This window comes from Prevotella sp. P6B1, from assembly GCF_000702825.1.
GTDB lineage: Bacteria > Bacteroidota > Bacteroidia > Bacteroidales > Bacteroidaceae > Prevotella.
Genome location: NZ_JNKF01000012.1, coordinates 382,211 through 407,103 on the forward strand (window position 1 = coordinate 382,211; position 24,893 = coordinate 407,103).

Below are 24,893 nucleotides of genomic sequence, written 5' to 3' on the forward strand. Positions count from 1 at the left end.
CTTGCAGAATATGAAAACAAATAGAATGTTGATTATTACAGCGGCGGTCTTTGCTCTCACGGCAAATGCGCAGGTAAAACTCAACGATAAAAACACAAATGCCTATGATCTGGGGTATGGTGTGGAGATTAGTCACTTTCTCAGCACAGCCTCATCAACAACTATCAGTGGCGAGGAATTGCAGCAGACTTCGGCAACAACTCTTGCCCAAGCCCTCTATGGACGGCTTCCTGGACTAACAGCTCTTTCAACAGGCGGTTTCTCGGGCGATGAGAACAAGGGAGCCTCATTTAATATCAGAGGCTATCACACTCTCAACGACAAAAGTATACTCATACTCGTTGATGGTTACGAGCGCCCCATCGACCGTCTCAGCATAGAGGAGGTAGAGAGCGTCACCGTGCTCAAAGATGCCGCTGCTACAGCTCTTCTTGGCCACGAAGGCATCAATGGAGCCATACTGGTGAAGACAAAGCGTGGTACTAAAAGCAAGACACACATCAAGGCCAACTATAGTCATAAGTTCCTATTCAACCCGGAATTTGCAAATATGGCAGATGGCTATCAATATGCAAATGCTCTCAACCAAGCCCGACTCAACGATGGACTCACTGCTGCATATACCGAGCAGGAACTTAGTCTCTTCAAAAACGGCACTGATCCCTGTTTCTATCCAAACGTCAATTGGCGCGACCTTGCTTTCAGAAATAAGGCCGAGGAAGATCATGCATATCTGTCAATATATGGAGGAACAGACAAAGTAAAATACTATACCAACATCGATTACAGTGATGCCCGTGGCGCCCTCAAGGACACCAAACAGACCGACTACAATGCGCAGTTACGTCAATCGAAGGCTAACATTCGTACCAATCTCGACTTCAACCTCACCAGCACGACACTCATGTCGGTAAACCTCTTTGGACTATTCCAAGAGACCAAGCGACCTTCTGACATCGGCGCCGATGATGCGACATATGCCATATACAGTCTGCCAGCAAGTGCCATCCCCTTCAAAACTACAACCGGCATTTGGGGAGGTAATGAGACTTATGGCGATTCGAACCCTATAGCAAAAATTCAGGAATCGGGTTTCTACAAGACCCATCAGCGTCAGCTGTGGGTTGATGCCAAGCTAACTCAAAAACTCGACTTCTTACTCAAGGGTCTGAGTTTATTTGTCAGTGCCGGCTATGCCAACTCTTCGATATACGCAGAAAACATGCATAAAGCTCACGAATATGGATACGAACGGTACACAGGTACCATTGGTGACATCAATAACGTAGCCCTGACCAAATTCGGCAATAAGGAGACCAACCTCACCTTCAGTAATTGGAATGACAGTCAATGGTGGAAAGCCAAATCAAATATAGGCATCAACTACCAGCATTCGTTCTTCAGTGATGACCACTTCAGCGCTTCTGCCATTTTCACAAATAGTGGTTCTAACATAGATGGTCGAGGTAACACCATCTATCGCCAGAATATTATGGGAGCATTCCACTACGATTATCAGAATCGTTACATTGCCGACCTTATCCTTGCTGGCAATGGCTCCAACCGCACTTACCCGTCCAAGTGGGCATTCTCACCCACCTTGTCGCTCGGCTGGATCTACGCCAATACTAATGAAGCCCTGATTAACTACGGAAAACTACGTGCATCAGCAGGTATTCAGCATACTGACTATATGCCAACCTATGGTATGTGGCTGCCCACATGGGATGCTACGCATGGTTATGTCATTATTGGCAATAACTATAATGCCACATGGGGTGCATCGCTTGGCTCATTCCCAACGACAGATTTCTCACAGGAGACATCAACAAGTTTTAATCTTGGAACCGATCTTCGACTGGCAAATGTCCTTGACCTCACGATTGATGCATTTTACCAACTTCGCAGTCACATCATGCTCTCTGCAAGCAATGAAAATTCATCGGTGGTCGGTATTCAATCGTCGTACAATGATGTGGGCGAAGTGAGAAGTTACGGATTTGAGACCAGTATGAAATATGCAAAACAGATCATTTCCGACCTCCATCTCAACATTGGCGCCACATTCGCGTGGGCACGCAATGAGGTAACCAGATATATCGGAACGCCCACTTATCCGCTACTCGACCCTGTAAGGCATCGTGTAAACGAAGCATGGGGACTCAAGTCGGCAGGTTTTTTTAAGAACCAAGCTGACGTTGATGCCAGCTATCGTCAGGAATTTTCTATCGTAACTCCAGGTGACATCAAGTATCAAGACCTCAATGACGACAAGGTCATCAATGCATTCGACATGACAAGTCTTGATGGCGCTACCGATATACCAGAAATTAACTATGCATTCAATCTTGGCATAGAATATAAAGGAATTGGTCTGAACGCATGGTTCCAGGGAACAGGCAACTGCATGAAAGCTCTTCCGTCGGCAATCTGGGGCGGCATGGCTAACAACGGCAATCTATCAGTAGACTATTACAACAACTGCTGGGACATGGCTGGCGACAATGCCCTTTATCCTAGATTGACAACTCAGAACAGCAGTAACAACAACCAGTCAAGCGATATTTGGATCAAACCCGTACATTTTCTGAAGATGCGTAACATTGAACTTTACTACAAAATTCCTACAAGGCTACTCTCACACCTATCACTTTCTGAAGCAAAGTTCTATGTTCAAGGCGAAAACCTTCTCTCCTTCGACAACATCAGCACTATGGATGCAGAGATACTCTCTACAGCATACCCCATGTTCAAAGGTGTCAACATAGGTATCACATTAACTTTCTAATATAAGAATCTATGAACAATATAAAAAATGCTTTTATAGGTATAGCGGCAGTAGTCCTTGCCAGCTGTGCCGACTTAGATTATAACGAAGCATCGAGTCGCGATGAAAAATGGACCTTCAACAGCCCTATCAATGGCGTCAAGGCCCTTGTCTACGATGTCTATGCACAAATCCCAAGTGAATTCAAAGATGACCTCTACGGTAATGGCGCCATGATAGCCAGTGCAACAGATGAGGCAGAGTTCTCACTCTCCATCTCGCCCATCCACAATTATTACAATGGTGGATGGAATCCTTCGAATCCTTTCAGCGACACATGGAACAGGTCATATCGTGCCATTACCCAGATACATATGTACCTGGAACGCATCCATAAGATTGACTTGTCGGATTATGAATATGCTCCCGATTATCAGAACATGGTGCAACAGTTTGAGATATTCCCTTATGAGCTTCGTTTCCTCCGTGCCTATTTCTATTTTGAACTGGTACGTGCCTACGGCGATGTACCTCTGGTTACCACTACCCTTACCAACGAGCAGGCGAACAATGTGGAACGTACCCCAGCCAACGATATTTTCAAGTTTATCATTGACGAATTGGATGCCGTAGCCGAATATCTACCTGTATCGTATAACGACATTCCCGGTCAGGAAATCGGTCGTGCCACCCGTGGTGCCGCACTCGCTTTGAAAGCACGCGCACTTCTTTACCAAGCGTCACCATTGTTTAATACAAATGGTGACAAGCAACTATGGAAAAAGGCGGCGGCTGCCAGCAAAGTCATCATTGACAACGCACAGCGATGGGGCTATAAACTCAGCAACTATGCCAACCTATGGGGCCATGACACATTCACCAACCCAGAATTCATCTTCGTCCTCGGCACTCAGGCAAGCAACACCTTCGAACGCAACAACTACCCTGTAGGCGTAGAGAACGGCAACTCGGGTAACTGTCCTACACAGGCACTGGTAGACGCATACGAATATCAGTCTGATGGCATGACATTCAAAGAGAGATATCCTAATGATATAGATGTAACCACCGAGAACCCCTACGATGGTCTTGACCCTCGTTTTGAACTTACAGTTGTCAAGAACGGCGATCTCTGGCCTGCCAATACTGCTCAGCAGATTTTCATCGAGACTTATCAGAATGGTTTCAATGGTGCACCCAAATATGGTGCAACGCCAACGGGCTATTACCTGAAGAAGTTTGTTGATGGCAACTGTATCACCACAACCAACAACCCAACCTCCACACGTCACAATTGGATTGTGATGCGTCTGGCCGAGGTTTATCTCAACTATGCAGAGGCCATGTACAACTATTACGGTAATGCCGATGAACAAGGTGAATTTGGTATGTCAGCAAACGAGGCCATCAACGTGCTCCGTAACCGTCCAGACATCATGATGCCAGAGTTCCAAGGCAGTAAAGGGTTTGAAGAGCGTTATATGCGTGAACGTATGGTTGAACTTGCCTTTGAAGGCCAGCGTTTTTGGGATGTACGTCGCTGGAAGAAAGGTAATGATTTCTTCAAAAATGTAGCTGTAGCAGATTTCTGGATCAATGAAAACGGGCACCTAATTCTCAACAGAGTAACCAAAGCCCGCCAGTGGGACGAAAAATACTATTTCTACCCCATTCCACAATCTGAAATTCAGAAAAACAGTCATCTGAAACAGAACCCCAATTGGTAAAAACATTCAATCAAATATCAAACAAGAAAGATGATGAAAAAACATATTATAGACCATCTGGCCACAAGTCTTGCATTGCTATCCATCATAACGACAACCTCATGCAGCGATAACAATACGGCAGACACAAACCAGCTTTTTGAGGTAAAGTCTGTCCTCCCAACCAAAGTTATGGAAGGTCAAGTTATCACCATCACTGGTACAGGCCTTAGCGAAGCCACTTCAGTGGTGTTCCCTAGAAATATCGTAGTAAACAACATTGCCAAAGTTGGCAACGGATATATTACAGTTACCACACCCGCAGGCATCGCAGCAGCAGGCGGAATCGTCACTATTGAAGCTCATGGAGAAACGACAGAGGCTCCCATGCCCATAACTGTCGGCAAGCCCACCCCCACACGCGTAGCACCACTTGACCAGGAGATCAAGATTAACGAGTGTATTGAGGTGTATGGCGATGACCTTGAATTCATCACAAAGGCATATTTCCCTGGTAAAGACGGCAATGACGTGGTAGTAGAAGCAAGCGATTTCAAGCGTAAGGCAACAGGTTCACTTCACGTCTATTCCCCAATGGGTATTAAAGCCGGACCAAGTCAGATAATCCTCGAAGATTGCAGCGGCCAGAAGTACACGTTGCCAGAGGTAACACTATCTGACGAGATTGCTGGTGGAGATGAAGCAGCGAGCGGTGAAAGATACGTTCCCATTTGGGAGGATGAAGTGTATATTTATGATTGGGCCAACTGGCAATATCTGACATCAGACCAACTGAATCTTGATGGTATTCAGATTCGCGAAGGCCTTATGATGCGACTTACCTTCGACAATCCCGATGGCGCCAGTGTATGTGTATGTGATGCCAATTGGGGTACGCCTGATGTCGACGGCAATGGCAATAACACAGTATGGGTTGGAGCAGGTACCACCGAACTCGAGTTCCCAATCTCTCAAGGTATGGTAGAGACTCTGAAAGCAGGTGGGGGCATCATTATCGGTGGAGGCAACTACACCCTAAAGAAGATAGAGTTATTCCGCGAATATCCAACACTCTGGTTGGGTGAATATACCACAGGCTGGTGGTGGTATCTCCCAGCATCCGAGCTCAATCTCTCAGCCATCACGCCAGAGGCTGGTCAGATCATCAGGTTCACGTTTACCCACCACGATGCCCCTCAGACATTCTGTTTGTGCGATGGTTGGTGGGGAGCGCCTTACATCCGCGACGGCGGTGAAAGCGACAACAACATTACACTTGCTGCAGGTGAAGACTTCTTGGAATTCGAAATTTCAGAGGGGATGGCGACAACAATGAACAGCGGAACGGAAACCGCTCTCATTATCGGCGGCGACATCACCATCACAAAGATTCAGATAAAAACAGACTAGACTCTGAAAAGACGTCATAGACTGACATTTGTAAACATGAAAAGTCCGTTAGAGAACAAAAGTTTCTCAACGGATTTTTTTAAACAAAGCAATATTATAAACTATGGATTTAAATCTCACAAACAGAATTCAAAAGCCCAACCATTCGCTACGCCGTGCAGTAGTCGAATTATGCCAGAAGGTTGGCAAGCCACTACTGAAACTTTCCACAAAAGATTATGTGGACAACGGACTTGAGCATCTTGTCAGAGAGTACAACGGACAAGTAGGATTGGCAAATATTGAGGTATTTAATGAATTACAACACACCATTACAGGTTGGCCTGGTGGTAAGCCTTACGTTGATGACACAACCCGACCAGAACGTGCCATGCCCTACCCCAAACGAGTTATAGTTTTCTCTCCTCACCCCGATGACGACGTCATCTCCATGGGCGGCACTATCCGACGTCTGATACAACAATGTCACGACGTACATATCGCCTACGAAACCAGTGGGAATATAGCCGTAGGCGATGAGGAAGTGATACGTTTTATGCATTTTGTCAATGGTTTCAACAAAATCTTTACCAATGACAGTAATGATGTTATCAAGCATAATTACCTAAGTATAAAGGCATTTCTGAAGAACAAGACAGAAGATGAGCCTGACAACGAAACCATATTGAAACTAAAAGGACTGATCAGGCGCGGTGAAGCACGTCTGGCCTGTGCCTACGATGGTATTAACAGCGACCATATCCACTTTCTTGACCTGCCATTCTATGAAAGCGGGAAGATAGAGAAACTGCCAATGACCGAACAAGACGTCCTCCCCATCCAAGCATTACTCTCTAAAATAAAGCCTCATCAAATCTATATAGCTGCTGACTTAGCCGATCCTCATGGTACCCATAAAAAATGCACAGATGCCGTACTGGCAGCTATTGATGAGGAACGGAAGAAGGAAGCTACATGGCTAAAGGGCTGTCGGGTATGGATGTATCGCGGAGCCTGGGCAGAGTGGGACGTAGCAGATATCGACATGTGTGTACCGATGAGTCCTGAGGAGCTCCGCGAGAAACGGAATGCCATCTTACGCCACCAGAGTCAAATGGACAGTGCACCGTTCCTTGGCAACGACGAGCGCCTGTTTTGGCAACGTGCCGAAGATCGCAATCGGGCTACCGCCAACATTTACGATGCACTTGGGCTGGCCTGCTACGAGGCTATGGAAGCATTTGTAGAATATAAATTATAAAAATATTTATAATACGAATAATAAATTGTATCTTTGCAAACAATAATGATAAACAATATGAAAAGAGAACAGATTAGAAAAGGTATCTGGTTAGTATTGATGCTACTTTACAGCATCGGACAAGTAAAGGCTGCTGAGAAGGTCGTGGTTGCCTATGTGACATCGTGGACGGAAACCATCCCCGACCCAACGGTGATGACACATATCAACTATGCTTTCGGACATGTTAACGAGATGTCCGATGGCGTACGCATAGATAACCCTGACCGTCTGCGCAAGATAGTGACACTTAAAAAGAAGAATCCAAAGCTGAAGGTTCTTCTCTCCATCGGAGGCTGGGGTAGCGGACGTTTCAGCGAGATGGCGAAAACAGACGTGACACGACTTTCGTTTGCCAAAAGTTGTAGAAGGGTTATAGAAGAGTTTAGCATTGATGGTATCGATATCGACTGGGAATATCCCACTCAGTCGTCGGCAGGTATCTCCTCATCTCCTCATGATACAAGCAACTTCACCCTGCTAATGCGTGACCTGAGACAACAGTTAGGCGACAAGCTGCTGACCTGTGCCACAATTGCCAGCGGCGAGTATATCGACTTTCGCAATTGCATCCAGTATTTAGATATGGTAAACGTAATGTCGTACGACATGGGGAATCCACCCTATCATCATTCCGCTCTTTATCCTTCGGAAATCACAAATTGGATGACTACTTCAGCTGCCATCGAAGCGCATCTGAAATCAGGTGTGCCACAAGACAAGCTGGTGATGGGCATCCCGCTCTATGGTCGCGGTAAGCGAGGATACACTACAGAGCCCGACAGCACCCAAAAAGTAACAGAACACTGGCACGAGCAGTCGATGGTTCCATATTTTGTGGATGACAAAGGCGAGCTGGTAATAGGGTTTGAGAATGAGCGTTCTATCGGCATCAAGTGCCAATACATCACCGACCATCGTCTACGTGGTGCCATGTACTGGGAATACGGCGATGATCATCAAGAAAAGTTGCGAAATACAATCTGCAGGATTCTTATGCATGGAGAGAACGGACCATATACAGCCAACTATGCAGGCAATAGAATCCGCTTCCGCACTTTGCTCATCTGGGATCCTTCTGCCGAACCTGCCCATGTAGAATTCGACAAGCAAGCCATCCGCTTTTTCCATAAGTTATCGTATGGAGAGGGCTTCACATACGATGTCAGGACCTCATGCCCTACCAGTCTTGATACACTCAAGCAGTATGATGTAGTGGTTATGCTGAATAGTCTGCCCCATGAAAAAAAGGGGCGTAAAGCCTTCGAGCAGTATATGGAGCAAGGAGGTGGGTGGATTGGTTTCCATGCCACAGGCTATAATGATGCCAACACCCATTGGCCGTGGCTGAACAAATTCTTAGGCTGTGGTTCATTTCTCAGCAATAACTGGCCACCACAATCAGCCTTGTTGGATGTCGAGACGCGGCACCATCCTGTCACCCGTACGCTCCCCAATGAGTTTGTTGCCCCAGCAAGCGAGTTCTACCAATTCTCACCTTCTCCCCGTGTCAATAAGGACGTAGAGGTTCTCATCAGCATCTCGCCAAAGAACTATCCCTTCGGCATAAAGGATATCGTCACCCACGGTGATTTTCCCATCGTATGGACTAACAAAAAATACCGTATGGTCTATCTGAACATGGGACATGGCGATGAGGGGTTCATTGATGCTACCCAGAACCTGCTCTTCACAAATGCTTTTCGATGGGTGGCAAGTAATAAGTTGAGAACATATTAAACAGCAAGCCGCTGAGAATCGAAGTGGTTCTCAGCGGCTTCTTTCTAATATATACTATACATTACTTAACCAAGATTTTTCTACCGTCACGAATATAAAAACCAGGCTTTAACCTTTCGTCCATCACACGCAGTCCTTGAAGATTGTATGTTTTTGATGAAAGATAGTTAGGATTGACAACTTTCGTATCACTGATGGCCGTAGTACTATTTCCTATCAAACAATTGTAGACGGTTGTACGTTCTGTTCCGACATTGTCATCGTTAGCATATTCCCAGTACATTCCCCCTGCCAAATCGTTGTCATGAATGTACTGGCATTTGATTGTAAGCGAACGCTCATCATCATAGCCAAATACAAATCGCCCTTTGGTGTTGGTGATATATGGCACCTTAGCTACATCATCCCAATGGTCTATCCACTTACCCTTGGCAATGCCATTCTTAATCTCCTGAAGAGTAATTTGGTTGGCAGAACCACTACCATCTGCATTGCCATTACCATAGAAAGCTAAGCCCATAACCAATTTTTCTTTAGGTATACCTGCTTCCAAGTGGTTCTGAATTGACTCATGGCCTACACACCAGCCATTACCAACAGTACCTCCACGATACAGAGCCGAGTGATGATAAGGTGGTGATGCCATGTCATAGGTCATCACATTCACAAAATCGAGATATTGAATACATTCCACAAAATTATAATAATCAGGACTTGCCGATGAGGCCATCGTTAGCAACAGGTCATCACCGAGTGTCTCTCTCAGATCACGCAACAAATAGGTATAGTTCTGCCTCTCGTTGACAGGTGAGGACTCACCCGAAGAGTTACTACCAGGGAACTCCCAATCAATGTCGACTCCATCAATACCCCACTTTTCGCAGAATGCACGGCACGACAGGGAAAATATCTTTCGCTTATACGCATCCTTTGCTACAGGCGTAAAATTACCACGTCCCCAACCGCCAATACTAAGCAGTATCTTCAACTCGGGATTTTTCTTTTTCAGGGCTACAATCTTCGAAAACCTACTGGAATTATCTACATACACTTTGTAGTCGTTGCCTATACCACCAAAGGCATAGTTGATATGAGTCATCACGTGAGGATCAACCGATATTGATGACCATGAAGTGACATAGGCAACCACCTTTTTCGAAGTTGTATTGGTTGCTTGGGCATAATTTGACAAGGGCATCATGCTATAAAAGAGCAGGCTGCCTAACAATGCTAAAATTTGATTTTTAATTCTCATAATTTTATATTATATGGTAAATGATTAATTGAAATATGCTACAAAATTATGATAATTAATTGAAATAAAAAAACATAAATTCACACCATATAGAAAATATGCCAGCAAACAAATTACAACAACCTGAAATACAACTACTTACATTATTTTAAATACAAAATATACGAACACAGTCTATCTGCGTTGATACCCCAAAACGATCTATATTAAAACAGGAAAACCGATTGATACAACTTACTACAAATCAATCATTTAACCATTTTTCAACCCTTAAAAACCCATATTAGTATAGGATTATCCTTCAATTCCGATCTCTTTAACGAGCCGCTCGAAGTCATCGCGATTTCCGGCGGCTTTATTCTTGATACGAGTACGATAGGAATAAATAGAATTGGGCGAATAGCGTAAAAACTCAGCAATACGCGAACTCTCATCAATACCTAAGCGGATTAACGCAAAGATACGCAAATCGGTATTCAAGCGATTATTACCTGTAGGATAGATTTCCTCTCCTGGGCGTAGCAGAGCATTGAAATCACGTATGAACGTTGGGAAGAGGCGCAGAAACACGTCATCGAAATTATCGAAGAGTTCCTTCAACTCGTCTTCTTTCAGCTGATTGCTATTAGTCATACGCAACAAATCGTTCTGTTGACCGGCTTTCAACTTACGATTAATCTTGATACGGTAGTTGTCGAGTTTATCAATATACTCCGAACAGATGCTGAGGAATTTGCCGATATACACATCCTTCACGCGATTTGAATCATTGAGTTGGCGGTTGGCCTCAGAGAGGTCTGTATTGCGTTCTGATAGCTGGGCATTCAGCAAGGCAAGCTCATCGTTAGCAGTTTTCAGTTCGTTACGAGCAATTGCTAACTGTTTACGTTTTTTCTGAACATAGAGTAAAAGTATCAACAAGCCAATCAATAACAGACTGATGGCAACGACTGTAAAACGAAGGTTAGTATTGGCCTGATGCAAACTGTTTTTATACTGGTCGTTGATGCGGGTAAGGATGGGTGACACTTGCCATGAACGCATATGGGTACTAAACTGAGAGATACAGTTCCACGAAAAATCCATATACCTATATGCACGATCCAAATCACCATCGTACTCAATCAACGAGTTGGCCAGACTCCAAAGAGCCCCCTGGTCCATGATGGCCAAACGGATATCAGTGAGTGCCGAGCGGATAAGCCAGTACTGCTGCAATTCCACATCGCTTTGAAGACCTGAGTTCACCGCCTTCTTCTTATATATTTCCGAGCGATAAAACGCCATAATAGCGTACTGACGGGTGTTGGGTTTTACCAATTGTAGCCACTTGTCGCTATAAGCCAGAGCCTCATCGAGCTGATTCTGATTATTGAGTACCTGTGAGCGTAACCCCACATACTCAGCTGACTCTGGAGGGAGAAGATTGAACAGTGAATCGCGAATCACATCTGCCCGTTTAAAGAACTGACTACTTAAACGTTTCTCGTGAGAGTAATAGCCCATCTCGCCATACAAGTCCTTACGCCCACTCAGATAAGTAATCATCATTTCCTGTGTGAGTTGGCTCATATCTATAGCCTTGAAATGATACTCAGCTTCTGGATAGAAACCTGTATCCGCCAATTGGCAGGCCATAGCCAATTGACTCTGAGTCTTTAAATCCTGTCGTCCTAAACGATCAGCACAATCCATACAGACCTGCAGGTAGTGGATAGCAGAATCATTGACAAAGGTGGCATACTCACGATATAGACTGAAAGCAAACTGATACTGTTCCTGATCATTTCGAGCCGAATCATACTGACGGTTCAAAGTGCGGATGACGTCAGATTTCTGTTTTTGGTAATAAGCTGAAGAATCGATTGCAGCATCAAGTTGACGATAAAGCATCGCAAGATTGATCTCAGCAGACCAACATACAGAAACGTTTACAATTATCATTAAACACAAAAAAAACAGTCTTCTCATTATTGTTTTAGAATTATTGATGATGCAAAAATACAAATTTTCTGTGAAACGACCAAATTTATATCCTGATATTTCATATAAAAACCTCTAAAATTATCTATATTTCCAGAATATCCACAGCAACACTTATCATCTGATTATCAAACACTTATATTTTATACCACAACAAACATATCTATATTATCGCCTTGATTACCCACATGCATATTATTTTTATGCTTAATTTTGCACCCAGAGACGAATAACTCCAAAAAATCTTAAGTAACTAACAAATTAATTATGGTACAAAAAGAAGAAAGAAGAATTCTTAAGTCTGGCAAATTCAGCTGGCTCATGATTCTGATGCTACTGGTTACCCTCCCTGCCTTCTCACAAGTGCAGAAGATTGAGGGTACGGTATTTGACTCACAGGGAGAACCTGTGATTGGTGCTTCGGTTATTGAGATTGGCACATCGAATGGTGTGGCTACCGATCTCGATGGAAAGTTCTCGCTCAACGTGAAAGCAGGTTCACGCTTGCGCGTATCATTTATTGGTTATCAGACCAAAGAGGTTAAAGCCGCCAACGGAATGAAGGTGACACTTGCCGACGACAGCAATCTACTGGAAGAGGTGGTTGCCATCGGTTATGGTTCAGTAAAGCGAAAGGATGTCACTACAGCCGTAAGCAGTGTATCAACCAAAGACCTCGAGAACCGTCCGATTGTATCAGCCGCTCAGGGTATGCAGGGAAAGGCCGCCGGACTGCAGATTTCACAGGCTAATGGTCAACCTGGTAGTGCCCCTACCGTACGTGTGCGCGGTACTACTTCACTGAATGGAAGCAACAACCCTCTGTATGTAGTTGACGGTGTGCCTTTCGAGGATATCGACTTCTTGGCAGCAGATGATATCGACGACATCCAGATTCTGAAGGATGCATCAAGTGCAGCCATCTATGGTAGCCGCGCTGCCAATGGTGTGATTATTATCAGCACCAAACAGGGAAAACAGGGTGTAGCAAAGGTGAGCTTGAACGCACACTATTCTTTTTCACAGGTAAACCATACGCCCAAAGTACTTAACGCCTGGGAGTATAAGGAACTGATGGACGAAATCGGTCTGGTAAAACTGCCTGAAGGTCTGGAAGACCAGACCGATTGGAAAAAGGAGACCTTCCGTACAGGTGCTGTCCAGAATTACCAGTTGCAGATTACCAATGGTACCGACAAACTACGTTACTACTTGTCGGGCGGTTACACACGTGAGAACGGTGTCATCAAGGAAACCGACTTTGAGCGTTATAACTTCCGTGCTGCTGTAGAAAATGATCTGCGCAAGTGGTTGCGTTTGAACGCCAGCGTAACTTATTCCGACTATACGTATCGTGGTAGTATTATCTCTGGTAATGGTGCTAACCGTGGTGGTGTGCTGATGTCGGTTATCAACACGCCCACCTATGCTCCCATCTGGGATCCTGAGAATCCAGGTCAGTACAACGATAATTTCTATGGCGTAAACATCACCAGTCCACTGAATAACATTGCCCGTACCAAGGACAACCGTTCAAACTACAACAAGCTGATTGCCACAGGTAAGGCAACAGTTTACTTCATGCCTGAGCTCACATTTTCATCAAGTTTGTCGATGGAACGCACGCAGGGGACAACCATGAACTTCCTCGATCCATTCGAGACACTCTATGGACGCAATACAAACGGTACAGGTTACGATGCACGTAGCATCCGTACCACACTTACTTTTGATAATATCCTGAACTTCAAGAAGAATATCGGTGCTCACGGTTTCGATGTAATGCTGGGTTCATCAGGCACAAGCGACAAGAGCTCTAACAACTGGATTAACGGTTCGAACTACGCCAATGCAGATATCAAGACACTGAACGGCGCCAACAAGATTTCGTGGACAGGCACTGGTTCGTGGGCAGGCCATTGGGCTATGCAGTCATACTTTGCACGTCTGTCGTATAATCTCAACGACACCTATCTCTTCACCGCCAATATGCGTGCCGATGGTTCATCGAAACTGGCTCCTGGTCATCGTTGGGGTTACTTCCCTTCATTCTCAGCAGCATGGCGCGTTACTCAAGAGAAGTTTATGAAGAACATCTCTTGGATTGACGACCTGAAAATTCGTGGCGGTTGGGGACAGACCGGTAACCAGAGCGGACTGGGCAACAACAGCTATCTGGCCTCATACAACATCAACCGCATTCAGTGGTTTGGCGAAGGCAACGATGAGAATGCCACACCAACCCGCAGCCAGAGTTCACTCTCTAATCCCGAGCTTACTTGGGAGACAACCACACAGACCGACCTTGGTATTGACATTACTGTGTTGAAAAACCGCTTGACACTGTATGCCGACTACTATTACAAAAAGACCAGCGATATGCTGATGTGGATTACACTGCCTACAGGTTCGGCAGCTGCTAACTCACTGCCTTACAACGGCGGCGAGATTGTGAACAAGGGTTTCGAGTTTACCCTGAGTTCAAAGAACATTGTTGGCAAGAACTTCAATTGGAATACCGACTTTAACATATCGTTCAACCGCAACGAGCTGAAGAGTCTAAAGCTGACACAGATTTACTACGCCGCCACCACCACCGACTTTATCAAAGAGGCTGTGGTACGCAACACGCCAGGTCGCCCATTGGGTAGTTTCTGGGGGTATATTAGCGATGGTGTAGATCCTGAGACTGGCGAACTGATGTACCGCGACGTGAATGGCGACGGCATGATTTCTGCATCTGACCGCACTTATATTGGCGATCCTAACCCCGACTTCACTTTTGGTCTCACAAACACCTTCTCTTATAAAGGTCTGAACCTGAGCGTACTCATCCAGGGCAGCTATGGTAACGATGTGTATAACGTAGGTCGCATGGAGACAGAGGGAATGTACGATGGCAAGAACCAGACCACCCGTGTGCTGGAGCGCTGGCGCGTGCCCGGACAGATCACCGACGTGCCCAAGGCTGGCTTCGAGATGCATAACTCCACCTACTTCCTCGAGGATGGCTCATACGTGCGCCTGAAGGACGTATCGCTCTCATACGATGTACCCCGCCATATCATTAAGCGTATTGGACTGACCAAGCTGCAGCCATATATGTCGGCCACCAACCTGCTCACCCTGACCAAGTACAAAGGTATGGACCCAGAGGTGAACCAGAATGGTAACAGCGGTGCCGTACAAGGTCTCGACTGGGGTACCTACCCACTCTGCAAGTCGTTCTCAATTGGTTTGAAAGTTGAATTTTAATTAAGCATACAGAATTATGAACAACAATATCTATCAATATATCCGTGCAGGTATCCTGGGCTGTGCTGTCAGCGGCGTGATGATCTCATGCTCACTCGACCAGGACCCCATCTCTGATCCTACAGAATTGACTGAGGGTGTGCTCACCGATACCGTGGCAGCCGTACTGAAAGACAAACAGGCAGCCATCGACCAGCGCAAGAACCTCTATGAGCTGTTGCGCAACCGTCAGGAGCACTGGTCGCTCGACATGCTGCTCATTGCCGAGGCACACTCTGACAATGCCTATGCAGGAACGACAGGTGCCGAGGTGGTGCCTTACGAGACCAACTCTATCGATGCGTCAAACTCTGTATTGAGCCGCGACTGGACCCGCTACCTGGCAGATATCGCACAGGCTAATGTACTGATTAACGGACTCGACGAGTTGCGTGCCAAGAATCAGGTAAGCGATGCAGAATGTCGCCAATGGCAAGCCGAAGGTAAAATCTTCCGTGCCCTTGTGATGTTTGATATGGCACGTCTGTGGGGTTCGTTCCCTGTAATCACAAGCATTGCCAAGACTATCACCAACGAGAACGTAGAGGATGTCTATCCCACCTACTACCCGCCCAAGAAGAGCACGGAGGAGTGCTACCAGCAGGTGATCAAAGACCTGGAGGAGGCACTGCCTGATGCACCCGACTTCTCGAATACAGACCGTACGCTGCTCACCAAGACCGTGGCTCAGGCTCTGCTGGCCAAGGTGTATGCTGAGCGCCCTGTGCAGGACTATAACAAGGTGATTGAATATGCAGAGAAGGTGAAGGCGACAGCCGGCCTGACACTCGAGGCTGACTATGCCACCCTCTTTGGCTACGATGCGGACAAGAAGGACTGTGTGAAGCGTAACACCAGCGAGGGTATCCTCGAGGTGCACTACTCTACAGGTAATGGCAACTGGGAGACCTGGATGTACGGTCGCCAGCTCGACGACTATGAGTACTATTTCACATGGGCCAAGTGGATCACGCCCTCACGCGACCTGATCCGCGACTTCACCGAGGAAGGCGACGAGGTGCGTTTCAACGAGAGTGTAGTGTACTATGAGTGCACCTGGAACAACTACTACCCTGCTTCGCACTACCCCTTCATGTACAAGTGTCGCTCGTCATACCAGAACCGCTACAAGCTGCGCCTGGCTGATATCCTGCTGATGGAGGCAGAGGCCTATGCTCATCAGGGCAAGACACAGGAAGCAGCCGCACTGGTGAATCAGATTCGCAGCCGTGTTGGTCTGAAGGCTATCGACACATCAGGTGATATGGTTGAGAAAGTACTCCACGAGCGTCGTCTGGAGCTCGCTTTCGAAGGACAGCGCTGGTTCGACCTCTGTCGTAACGGCAAGGTGGAGAAATACATGAATGCCGTCTATGCCAAGGACGCTGGCCGTCTGGCTCAGAAGCGCACCTTCGACGAGAACTCCTATCTGCTGCCTCTGCCACAGACTGCTCTCGACGAGAACATTAATCTTGAACAAAATCCTGGATATTAAAAGGAATTATGAAGTTTAGTAGTAAAGAAGTTAAGAATTAAAGCAATGAAAACAAATATGTCAATATTAAGCATAGCCACCGCACTGTTGCTCTCAACAACAGCTTGCACAAACAGTGCATCTATCGATGATAGTCCTCGCCCTGCAGGTCAGGGTAGTGAACCAACGCCTGCTGGTAAGGTTGCCACGATTTACACCACTACTGGCAGTGGCGCTCAGCTTCTCAATATGACTAAGGCTGAGATCTTCAATGGTAACAACATGGCACCATCAACCATCATCGTTGATCCTACACAGCAGTTCCAGACGATGGATGGATTCGGATTCGCCATCACCTACTCTACTTGTTACAACCTGCTCAAGATGAGTGCTGACGATCGTGCCGCTTTCCTGAAGCAGACATACTCTGAAACTGAGGGTTATGGCGTTAGCTATGCCCGTATCAGTATTGGTTGCAACGACTTCTCGTCGACCGAGTACTCACTCTGTGATGAGCCCGGTTTGGAGAACTTCCGACTCTATACCGACGAGACACAGTATGTGATTCCCATTCTGAAGGAGATTCTAGACATCAACCCCAATGTGAAAATCATTGCTGCGCCTTGGACTTGTCCAAAGTGGATGAAGGTTGCTGATATCGACACCAAGAAGCCTTTCGACTCTTGGACAGACGGACATCTGAACCCTGACTATCGTAAGGACTATGCCCAGTACTTTGTAAAGTTCATTGCTGCTATGAAGCAGCAGGGCATCAATATTTATGCTGTCAGCCCACAAAACGAGCCTCTGAATAAGGCCAACTGCGCTTCGCTTTATATGCCTTGGCAGGAAGAGGCTCCATTCGTAGCCGAACTCGCCTCTGCATTCAAGAAGAATGGTATCGCAACCAAGATTTATCTCTTCGATCATAACTACAACTATGATAATATCGAGGATCAGCAGGACTATCCTGTTAAAGTTTACAATGCACTTGGCAACGAGTTCGAGGGCTCTGAGCTGGTGGTAGGTTCAGCATATCACGACTACGGTGGCAAAAACACAGAGCTCACCGATATCCACACTCAGGCACCCGACAAGGAACTCATCTTCTCTGAGTCGAGTATCGGAACATGGAACGATGGCCGTAATCTGTCAAAGCGTCTGATGGAGGACATGAAGAATGTCACACTGGGAACCGTAAACCAGTGGTGTAAGGCCGTATTGGTATGGAACCTGATGCTCGATATGAACATGGGACCCAACCTGGATGGTGGTTGTCAGACATGTTTTGGCGCTGTTGATATATCAATGGACTATAAGACAATCACCCGCAATTCACACTACTATGTTATCTCTCACATGGCCAGCGTCGTTCGCCCTGATGCCCAGCGCATCGGTGTAACCCAGCGCTCACTCACTAAGAACGGGTTGGTTTACTCAGCTTTCCGCAACCCTGACGGCAGCTATGCAACTGTTGTTCTTAACAATTCCGATGAGAACATCACAGCCGTTATCAGCGATGGTCAGAACCACTTCCGTACCGTTGTTCCTGCCCAGTCGGTTGTTTCATGCAAATGGTAAGAATCATTGATAATAGATAATTATGAAGACTAAGATATCTCAAATAGGTAGCATGCTCTTGGGCGCAGCACTATGCATGCTCTCTTCGTGTATCAACGAAGATTATAAGAATATTGTACAGCAGGGCGATCCCCTGATTGGCATCAGCGCCTTGGGTAGTGTAGAAATGGGACAGACGGTTTCTTTCGATGTCAACTGTACAGACAAGACTGGTGAACGTCTTTCTACGCTCAAAGCCGAACTGCTGTTCACCAACGAGTCTGTTGACGAAGTGGTTATTCGTACCAAGGAAGCTGGCGACTACACTGTCAATCTCAACGTACCCTTCCTACAGTACATTCCCAACGGCGATGCAACCGTACGTCTCACGCTACAGAATGTGACTACCTCAAAGACGATTGTCGAGGTGCCTCTTACAGTAGAGCGTCCACACCTCGCAGAACTACAGTTTATAGCCGATGATGGTACTGCATTCGATATGACTGAGGGCGACGACTACCTTTATACTGCTACCATAAACACCAAACAGAACGCCTTCAAAGGTTACTTCATGACCAAGGATGAGAAGTGGAGCTTTGGTAGTAATGGTTCTGAGATTGAGCTGGGACAGAAAGGCAACATAGACTTCGTCACTAACGAAACAGGTAACGTAACCGTAAGTTTCAACATCTGTGATTATAGCTATGGTCCTAATGAAGAAATAAGTATTCAGCCTCTGAACTTCACAGAGTCAGATAACGTGATGACCCGTCAGTTGAAACAAGGACGCGAGTACACTATCGGTGGTATCGTTAATGAAGACTGGTTCATCGACCCCGACTTCTTTGAACTGAACGACGACGGCAACTATGTGTTCCGTGCTATCGACGGCACCTATACACTGACTGCATATAATGGATATAAGTTCCTGCAAGTATATAGCGGTACAGCCGACGAGCCTGCCACTCTACAGGCTGACGGATCTGGTGCTATCTGGGTGATTGGCGGCAACGGCATCAATAAGCCCTACCTCAACTCATCCAACAACAATGGTTGGTGGACAGGTACTGAATGGGATCAGGCAACGGCTCAGATTAAGGATAAGGTTTACCAGCTCACCCTCACTGTTGGCAAACAACTCTCTGCTACTGATATAAACTTCAAGTTCTTCGGACAACCTGCATGGGGTGTCGAGTTCAAGGGCGACGGCAGCGAGAAGTCACTAGTCTGCAACAGCGATGTATTCGGCGTAGGTGATGGTAATGGTCACGACAATGGTAACATCTATCTGAAAGAGGGTGTCACGCTGAACGAGGGCGATACCTATATCTTCACTATCGATCTGACAGGTGGCACGCAAAATGCGCCACTCACCATCAAAAAAGGAGCTGGTGAGGGTACACAACTGGTGACACTGGCTGACAAAGACCCACAAATCATGTCACTCAAGAAAGGAATGACCTTGCAGTTCGATGGTATCGTAAATAATGACTGGTACATCGATCCCGACTTCCTGAAAGCAAATGGTGATGGCACCTATACATTCCTTTGCATCAACGGTCAGTATGCTATTAAAGCTTATGCCGACTATCAATACGTACAGGTTTATCCTGTTAACGACGAGGGTAAACCAGCCACACTACAGGCAGATGGAACCGGTTCTGTTTGGATTATCGGTAGCGATTGCGTAAACAAGCCTTTCCTCAACTCAGGCAACAACAAAAGCTGGTGGACCGACCCCGACTGGGATCAGTGCATGGCTCCTATCGCCAAGGGGAAATATCGCATCACCCTTACCGTGGGTCAGCAACTCAAAGCCAGCGACATCAACTTCAAGTTCTTCGGTCAACCCACCTGGGGTATAGAATTCAATGGTAAGGGTGGAGAGTACCACCTCGACTCTGACAACGATTGGTTCCGTGTAAATGCAGCAGATAGCGACAATGGTAACATCTTCCTGAAGGACGGTGTGACACTCACAGAAGGCGACATCTTCGAGTTTACCATTGATTTGAGCGCCGGTATTGCCAATGGAATCCTCAACGTAGAGAAGAAATAAGGTACCTTACGACTATATTTCATCCACTTTTTCCCGTGTATAAATATATCGTAATTATCTAAAATGCAAGAAGTTACGCTTTATACAAGGCGTAACTTCTCCACTTGTTTTGTTACATAACCTTGTGCGTATCTGATAATATTGTAATTTTGCAGTCGGAAACTTAAAACCCAAGTAGAAATGATGAAACTATTGTTTTCAACTTTGTTGCTTATGACGACTTCAGCCACTTCGCAGGCTCAGAGTCTGCCAGCTTATCTCGACGAGACTAAGCCCATTGAGCAGCGCATCGATGATGCTCTCAGCCGTATGACGCTCGACGAGAAGATTGCCGTGATTCATGCGCAATCTAAGTTTTCCAGCCCTGGTGTTAAACGTCTTGGATTTCCTGATTTATGGACTGACGATGGCCCTCATGGTGTTCGTCCTGATGTACTTTGGGATGAATGGGAGCAGGCTGGCCAGACCAACGATTCATGTGTTGCATTCCCTGCACTCACCTGCTTGGCTGCCACATGGAATCCCCAGTTGGCGCGTCTGTATGGAGAAAGTCTTGCAGAAGAGGCACTTTACAGAAATAAACATGTTATGTTAGGCCCAGGTGTAAACATCTACCGCACACCACTGGGCGGTCGCAACTTCGAGTATATGGGCGAAGACCCTTGGTTGGCCTCACGTATGGTTGTTCCCTATGTACAGGGACTCCAGTCAAAAGGTGTTGCAGCCTGTGTCAAGCACTATGCGTTGAATAACGACGAAGAATATCGCCATCAGGTTAATGTAGTCATTTCTGATCGTGCGCTCCACGAAATTTATCTCCCCGCTTTCAAGGCGGCGGTTCAGGAGGGTGGTGCCTGGAGCATCATGGGTGCCTACAATCTATATAAAGGTAAGCACAACTGCCATAACAGCATCATGCTCAACAAAATCCTGAAAAAGGACTGGGGCTTTGATGGAGTAGTCATCAGCGACTGGGGCGGTTGTCACAACACCGAGGAGGCCATCAATAATGGTCTTGACCTGGAGTTTGGATCATGGACCGATGGTCTTACCATGGGTGCCACCAATGCTTACGACAACTACTATCTCGCTTTGCCCTACAAAAAACTGATTCAAGAGGGCAAATATAGCACAAAGGAGCTCGATGAAAAAGTTCGTCGCGTGCTTCGTTTGTTCTATCGTACAACAATGAACCGACAGAAACCTTACGGATTTCTTTGCTCTGAGAGTCACTATCAGGCAGCACTTAGAATCGCCCAGGAGGGCATCGTTCTTATGAAGAATGATAAGATGAAAGAATTGAAAAACGAAACGTTGCTGCCACTTGATTTGACAAAGACCAAGAAGGTTCTGGTTGTTGGCGAAAACGCCATCAAAATGATGACCGTTGGTGGAGGATCCTCATCGCTCAAAGCACAGCGTGAGATTCTCCCCCTCGACGGTATCAAAGCTCGCTTCGCAGGTATCGATGTTGACTATGTCCGAGGTTACGTAGGCGACACCGTTCAGAGTTACAATGGTGTGACTGTAGGTCGTTCACTCTACGAAACCCGCTCGCAGGCAGAGCTCACCGCCGAGGCAGTAGAAAAGGCTCGTCAAGCAGATGTCGTTATCTTCGTGGGAGGCCTTAACAAGAGTAACCATCAGGATTGCGAAGGTCACGACCGCAAGAACTACGAGTTGCCATACGCTCAGAACGAGGTCATTGAGGCTATTCTCAAAGTGAATCCCCGCTTGGTCTACGTCAACATCTCTGGTAATGGTGCTACCCTACCGTGGATCCAGAAGGTTCCCGCAGTGGTTCAGGCTTGGTTCATCGGTTCTGAAGCAGGCGAAGCTATCGCATCCGTTCTCGCAGGCGATGTCAATCCATCAGGCAAACTGCCATTCACCTGGTATGCATCACTCGACCAATGCGGCGCCCACGCCACAGGCAGCTATCCCGGAACATGGCGCGATGATTATAAGATTATTGACGAGGAATATAAAGAAGGTATCTATGTAGGCTATCGCTGGACCGACAGCAGAAAGATTAAGCCGCTCTTCGCATTCGGACATGGACTCAGCTATACTACATTCAAGTTAGGTAAAGCCACAGCCAATAAAGCAGAGCTCACTGAAGGTGGTCAGATCAGTTTCACAGTACCCGTCACTAATACCGGCAAACGGGCTGGTAGCGAGACCATACAACTCTATATTTCCTCTAAGCGGAGTACAATAGACCGTCCCGTCAAGGAGCTCAAGGCTTTTGAGAAAGTCAGCCTCCAGCCTGGTGAGACACGCAACGTAACCCTCACCATTGGTACCGACGCACTCAGTTATTACGACGAGACAACAAGCAACTGGCGCACCGAGCCAGGACAATTCGAAGCCCTGATCGGTACAGCCTCAAACCAGCTCCCAACCAAATGCACATTCCAGCTAAGATAGATTTCATACTCATACATAAGTATTAATTTTAGGTACATACATAGTTGATATTAGTTAGTAATTAGTAGTTCCAAAAAAAAGAAAGATTGTTACAGGATTACACAAAAAAGGTCTGGGAATAAAAATATTTCCAGGCTTTTTTTTATTATTTCCTAAAAAATATGTATATTTGCACCCAAAACAATACAACTAATGATGACAGTGCATAAAGGAAAAATACTAAAATAGGAAATGAAAAAAGGACTACTAATTAGCATATTACTGATGATGTCCGGCATCATGTTGGCAGACAAGCAATTAGATCTGGAGGAATACTGCCGCCAGATAGACGAAGCAATAGAGCATTCGGCCGACTATGTAGCTGCGCATGAGAAGAAAATCAATGAAGTAAGGCACGCACTGGCATTAGGAGCAAATGCTAAAGAAAAATACGAGCGGAATTTCCAGTTATATGAACTTTACAAACCATTTGTAAGCGATTCCGCCATGTATTTTCTGGGAGAGTGCATCAAGTTGGCTGATGGTATGGATGATGCTTCAAGTTCGGTCAAATGCCGTGCGCTGATGGCTATCAGATGTGCAAACATCGGCATGTATGATGAAGCACTCGACATCCTGGATTCTATCCGTCCGACAGGTATAGACACGTTATCGCTCGGCATCTACTACGAAGCTTATAATAATGTATATAGCGAGCTGGCCTACTATACACGACTTGACCACATGAAACAGAGGTACCAAGCCCAAGCCAACCGCTATAAACAGCTCATGTTCCAATTCCTCCCACCAACCTACGAGACCTGTTTCCTGCGACGCGAACAGCAAGCACAAGGCGAGGGGAAATTAGATGAAGGTATGCGCATTAACGATGAGTGGCTGAAAACCGTAGAACCAGGTAGCCATCCTTACGCAATGGTAGCCCTATACCGTTACATAGAATTCAAGTTGAGAGGCGACAAAGAACAGATGATACACTGGCTGGTAGAATCAGTACTGGCCGACATCCGCAATGCAGCCATGGACCAAGGTTCTATGTGGGAATTAGCTAATGAACTCATGCTTAGCGGTTATATCGACAAGGCCTCCAGCTACATCAGTTTTACCAGTGATTGCGCCAATCGCTATGGTTCGCGCCAACGTAACTGGCAGATAGCACCTCTACTCACACATATTGCCAAGAACTACAAGTCGCAAAGCGAACACACTACCAACCAGTTGCGTATAACGCTGGGAGCAATCAGTGTGCTGCTGTTGTTACTGTTAGGTGTCTTATTCTTCCTGCATCGCCGCAACCGTCAGCTCGATACGGCACGAATGGCTTTAAAAGGAAAGAACGACGAGTTGGCCACCGCTAACAGTCAACTGGCCGAACAGACAAAAGAACTCTCAACCCTGAATGCCCAACTTTCAACCCTCAACTCTCAACTCTCTGAGAGTAACCGGGTAAAGGAGGAGTATATCGGACGGTTCATGAGTCTCTGCTCACAGTATATCGATAAACTTGACAACTATCGCAAAATGGTGAACAAGAAGATGAAGAACAAGGAGTTGGAAGATCTGTTCCTGATGTCGAAGTCGACAGAGCTAAAAGAGAAGGAGCTGGAGGAACTATACCAGAACTTCGACTCGGTGTTCTTGCATCTGTTCCCGAACTTCGTCAATGACTTTAACGCCCTTCTACAGCCAGATATGCAGATAAAGCCCAAGGAGGATAATCGACTGACAACCGAAATCCGAATCTTTGCATTGATACGACTCGGTATCGAAGACTCATCAAAAATAGCTGAGTTCCTGCACTATTCGGTCAACACGATATACAACTATCGCGCCCGTATCAAGAACGGTGCCCTTGACAATCGTGAGAACTTCGAACGGCGTATCAAGGATCTGGGTATGATTCAATAATTAACAAAAAATTAAGAAAATATCATTTTAT

Annotated in this window: 12 protein-coding genes and 1 pseudogene; 11 read left to right on the forward strand and 2 right to left on the reverse strand. The window is 46.2% G+C overall.

Annotated features, from left to right (window positions below; translation table 11 throughout):
- Window positions 1-10 precede the first annotated feature (10 nt).
- The 5 genes and pseudogenes from T495_RS0108470 to T495_RS16055 all read left to right on the forward strand — a co-directional run bounded on the left by T495_RS0108470 (window position 11) and on the right by T495_RS16055 (window position 8,902).
- Complete coding sequence (locus tag T495_RS0108470) at window positions 11-2,788, forward strand: SusC/RagA family TonB-linked outer membrane protein (protein WP_033148321.1); 2,778 nt, start codon at window positions 11-13, stop codon at window positions 2,786-2,788.
- Window positions 2,789-2,799: 11 nt separating this feature from the next.
- Window positions 2,800-4,494 (forward strand): RagB/SusD family nutrient uptake outer membrane protein, encoded by a 1,695-nt coding sequence (locus tag T495_RS0108475; protein ID WP_033148322.1) that lies wholly within the window; start codon window positions 2,800-2,802, stop codon window positions 4,492-4,494.
- A gap of 30 nt (window positions 4,495-4,524) precedes the next feature.
- The gene (locus T495_RS0108480; RefSeq protein WP_231495075.1) at window positions 4,525-5,883 is read left to right on the forward strand and encodes a hypothetical protein; all 1,359 of its coding nucleotides are present in this window, start codon (window positions 4,525-4,527) and stop codon (window positions 5,881-5,883) included.
- A gap of 115 nt (window positions 5,884-5,998) precedes the next feature.
- Window positions 5,999-7,123 (forward strand): annotated as a pseudogene (locus T495_RS0108485) (PIG-L family deacetylase); the annotation flags it as partial.
- A gap of 57 nt (window positions 7,124-7,180) precedes the next feature.
- A complete protein-coding gene (locus tag T495_RS16055) occupies window positions 7,181-8,902 on the forward strand; it encodes a glycosyl hydrolase family 18 protein (protein ID WP_033148455.1) in 1,722 nt (573 codons plus the stop codon).
- A 61-nt stretch (window positions 8,903-8,963) separates the two neighbouring features.
- On the opposite strand, the gene T495_RS0108495 is transcribed toward T495_RS16055, so the two are convergent.
- Both T495_RS0108495 and T495_RS0108500 read right to left on the reverse strand, forming a co-directional pair.
- Window positions 8,964-10,157: a glycoside hydrolase family 18 protein gene (locus T495_RS0108495; RefSeq protein WP_081832061.1), complete on the reverse strand. Its 1,194-nt coding sequence runs from the start codon at window positions 10,155-10,157 to the stop codon at window positions 8,964-8,966.
- Between the two features lie 294 nt (window positions 10,158-10,451).
- On the reverse strand, window positions 10,452-12,128 hold the full coding sequence (locus T495_RS0108500) for a DUF6377 domain-containing protein (RefSeq protein WP_033148323.1): 1,677 nt from the start codon (window positions 12,126-12,128) through the stop codon (window positions 10,452-10,454).
- A 279-nt stretch (window positions 12,129-12,407) separates the two neighbouring features.
- On the opposite strand from T495_RS0108500, the gene T495_RS0108505 reads away from it, so the two are divergent.
- The 6 genes from T495_RS0108505 (at window position 12,408) to T495_RS0108535 (ending at window position 24,862) form a co-directional block, all read left to right on the forward strand.
- Window positions 12,408-15,395, forward strand: a complete 2,988-nt coding sequence (locus T495_RS0108505) for a TonB-dependent receptor (RefSeq protein ID WP_051651948.1) — start codon at window positions 12,408-12,410, stop codon at window positions 15,393-15,395.
- 16 nt (window positions 15,396-15,411) lie between these two features.
- Window positions 15,412-16,929: a RagB/SusD family nutrient uptake outer membrane protein gene (locus tag T495_RS0108510; RefSeq protein WP_033148324.1), complete on the forward strand. Its 1,518-nt coding sequence runs from the start codon at window positions 15,412-15,414 to the stop codon at window positions 16,927-16,929.
- Between the two features lie 57 nt (window positions 16,930-16,986).
- On the forward strand, window positions 16,987-18,489 hold the full coding sequence (locus T495_RS0108515; RefSeq protein ID WP_231495076.1) for a glycoside hydrolase family 30 beta sandwich domain-containing protein: 1,503 nt from the start codon (window positions 16,987-16,989) through the stop codon (window positions 18,487-18,489).
- A gap of 22 nt (window positions 18,490-18,511) precedes the next feature.
- The gene (locus T495_RS0108520; RefSeq protein ID WP_081832062.1) at window positions 18,512-20,527 is read left to right on the forward strand and encodes a DUF5121 domain-containing protein; all 2,016 of its coding nucleotides are present in this window, start codon (window positions 18,512-18,514) and stop codon (window positions 20,525-20,527) included.
- 180 nt (window positions 20,528-20,707) lie between these two features.
- The gene (locus T495_RS0108530) at window positions 20,708-22,957 is read left to right on the forward strand and encodes a glycoside hydrolase family 3 C-terminal domain-containing protein (protein WP_033148326.1); all 2,250 of its coding nucleotides are present in this window, start codon (window positions 20,708-20,710) and stop codon (window positions 22,955-22,957) included.
- Between the two features lie 231 nt (window positions 22,958-23,188).
- Window positions 23,189-24,862: a DUF6377 domain-containing protein gene (locus T495_RS0108535; RefSeq protein ID WP_033148327.1), complete on the forward strand. Its 1,674-nt coding sequence runs from the start codon at window positions 23,189-23,191 to the stop codon at window positions 24,860-24,862.
- The last annotated feature ends 31 nt before the right edge of the window (window positions 24,863-24,893 follow it).

What these genes read in the sequence shown, in the direction of transcription:
- T495_RS0108495 (WP_081832061.1), bottom strand. Translation starts at nt 10,157, where the DNA reads ATGAGAATTAAAAATCAAATTTTAGCATTGTTAGGCAGCCTGCTCTTT.
- T495_RS0108470 (WP_033148321.1), top strand. Translation starts at nt 11, where the DNA reads ATGAAAACAAATAGAATGTTGATTATTACAGCGGCGGTCTTTGCTCTC.
- T495_RS0108475 (WP_033148322.1), top strand. Translation starts at nt 2,800, where the DNA reads ATGAACAATATAAAAAATGCTTTTATAGGTATAGCGGCAGTAGTCCTT.
- T495_RS0108535 (WP_033148327.1), top strand. Translation starts at nt 23,189, where the DNA reads ATGAAAAAAGGACTACTAATTAGCATATTACTGATGATGTCCGGCATC.
- T495_RS0108505 (WP_051651948.1), top strand. Translation starts at nt 12,408, where the DNA reads ATGGTACAAAAAGAAGAAAGAAGAATTCTTAAGTCTGGCAAATTCAGC.
- T495_RS0108530 (WP_033148326.1), top strand. Translation starts at nt 20,708, where the DNA reads ATGATGAAACTATTGTTTTCAACTTTGTTGCTTATGACGACTTCAGCC.
- T495_RS0108480 (WP_231495075.1), top strand. Translation starts at nt 4,525, where the DNA reads ATGATGAAAAAACATATTATAGACCATCTGGCCACAAGTCTTGCATTG.
- T495_RS16055 (WP_033148455.1), top strand. Translation starts at nt 7,181, where the DNA reads ATGAAAAGAGAACAGATTAGAAAAGGTATCTGGTTAGTATTGATGCTA.
- T495_RS0108515 (WP_231495076.1), top strand. Translation starts at nt 16,987, where the DNA reads ATGTCAATATTAAGCATAGCCACCGCACTGTTGCTCTCAACAACAGCT.
- T495_RS0108500 (WP_033148323.1), bottom strand. Translation starts at nt 12,128, where the DNA reads ATGAGAAGACTGTTTTTTTTGTGTTTAATGATAATTGTAAACGTTTCT.
- T495_RS0108520 (WP_081832062.1), top strand. Translation starts at nt 18,512, where the DNA reads ATGAAGACTAAGATATCTCAAATAGGTAGCATGCTCTTGGGCGCAGCA.
- T495_RS0108510 (WP_033148324.1), top strand. Translation starts at nt 15,412, where the DNA reads ATGAACAACAATATCTATCAATATATCCGTGCAGGTATCCTGGGCTGT.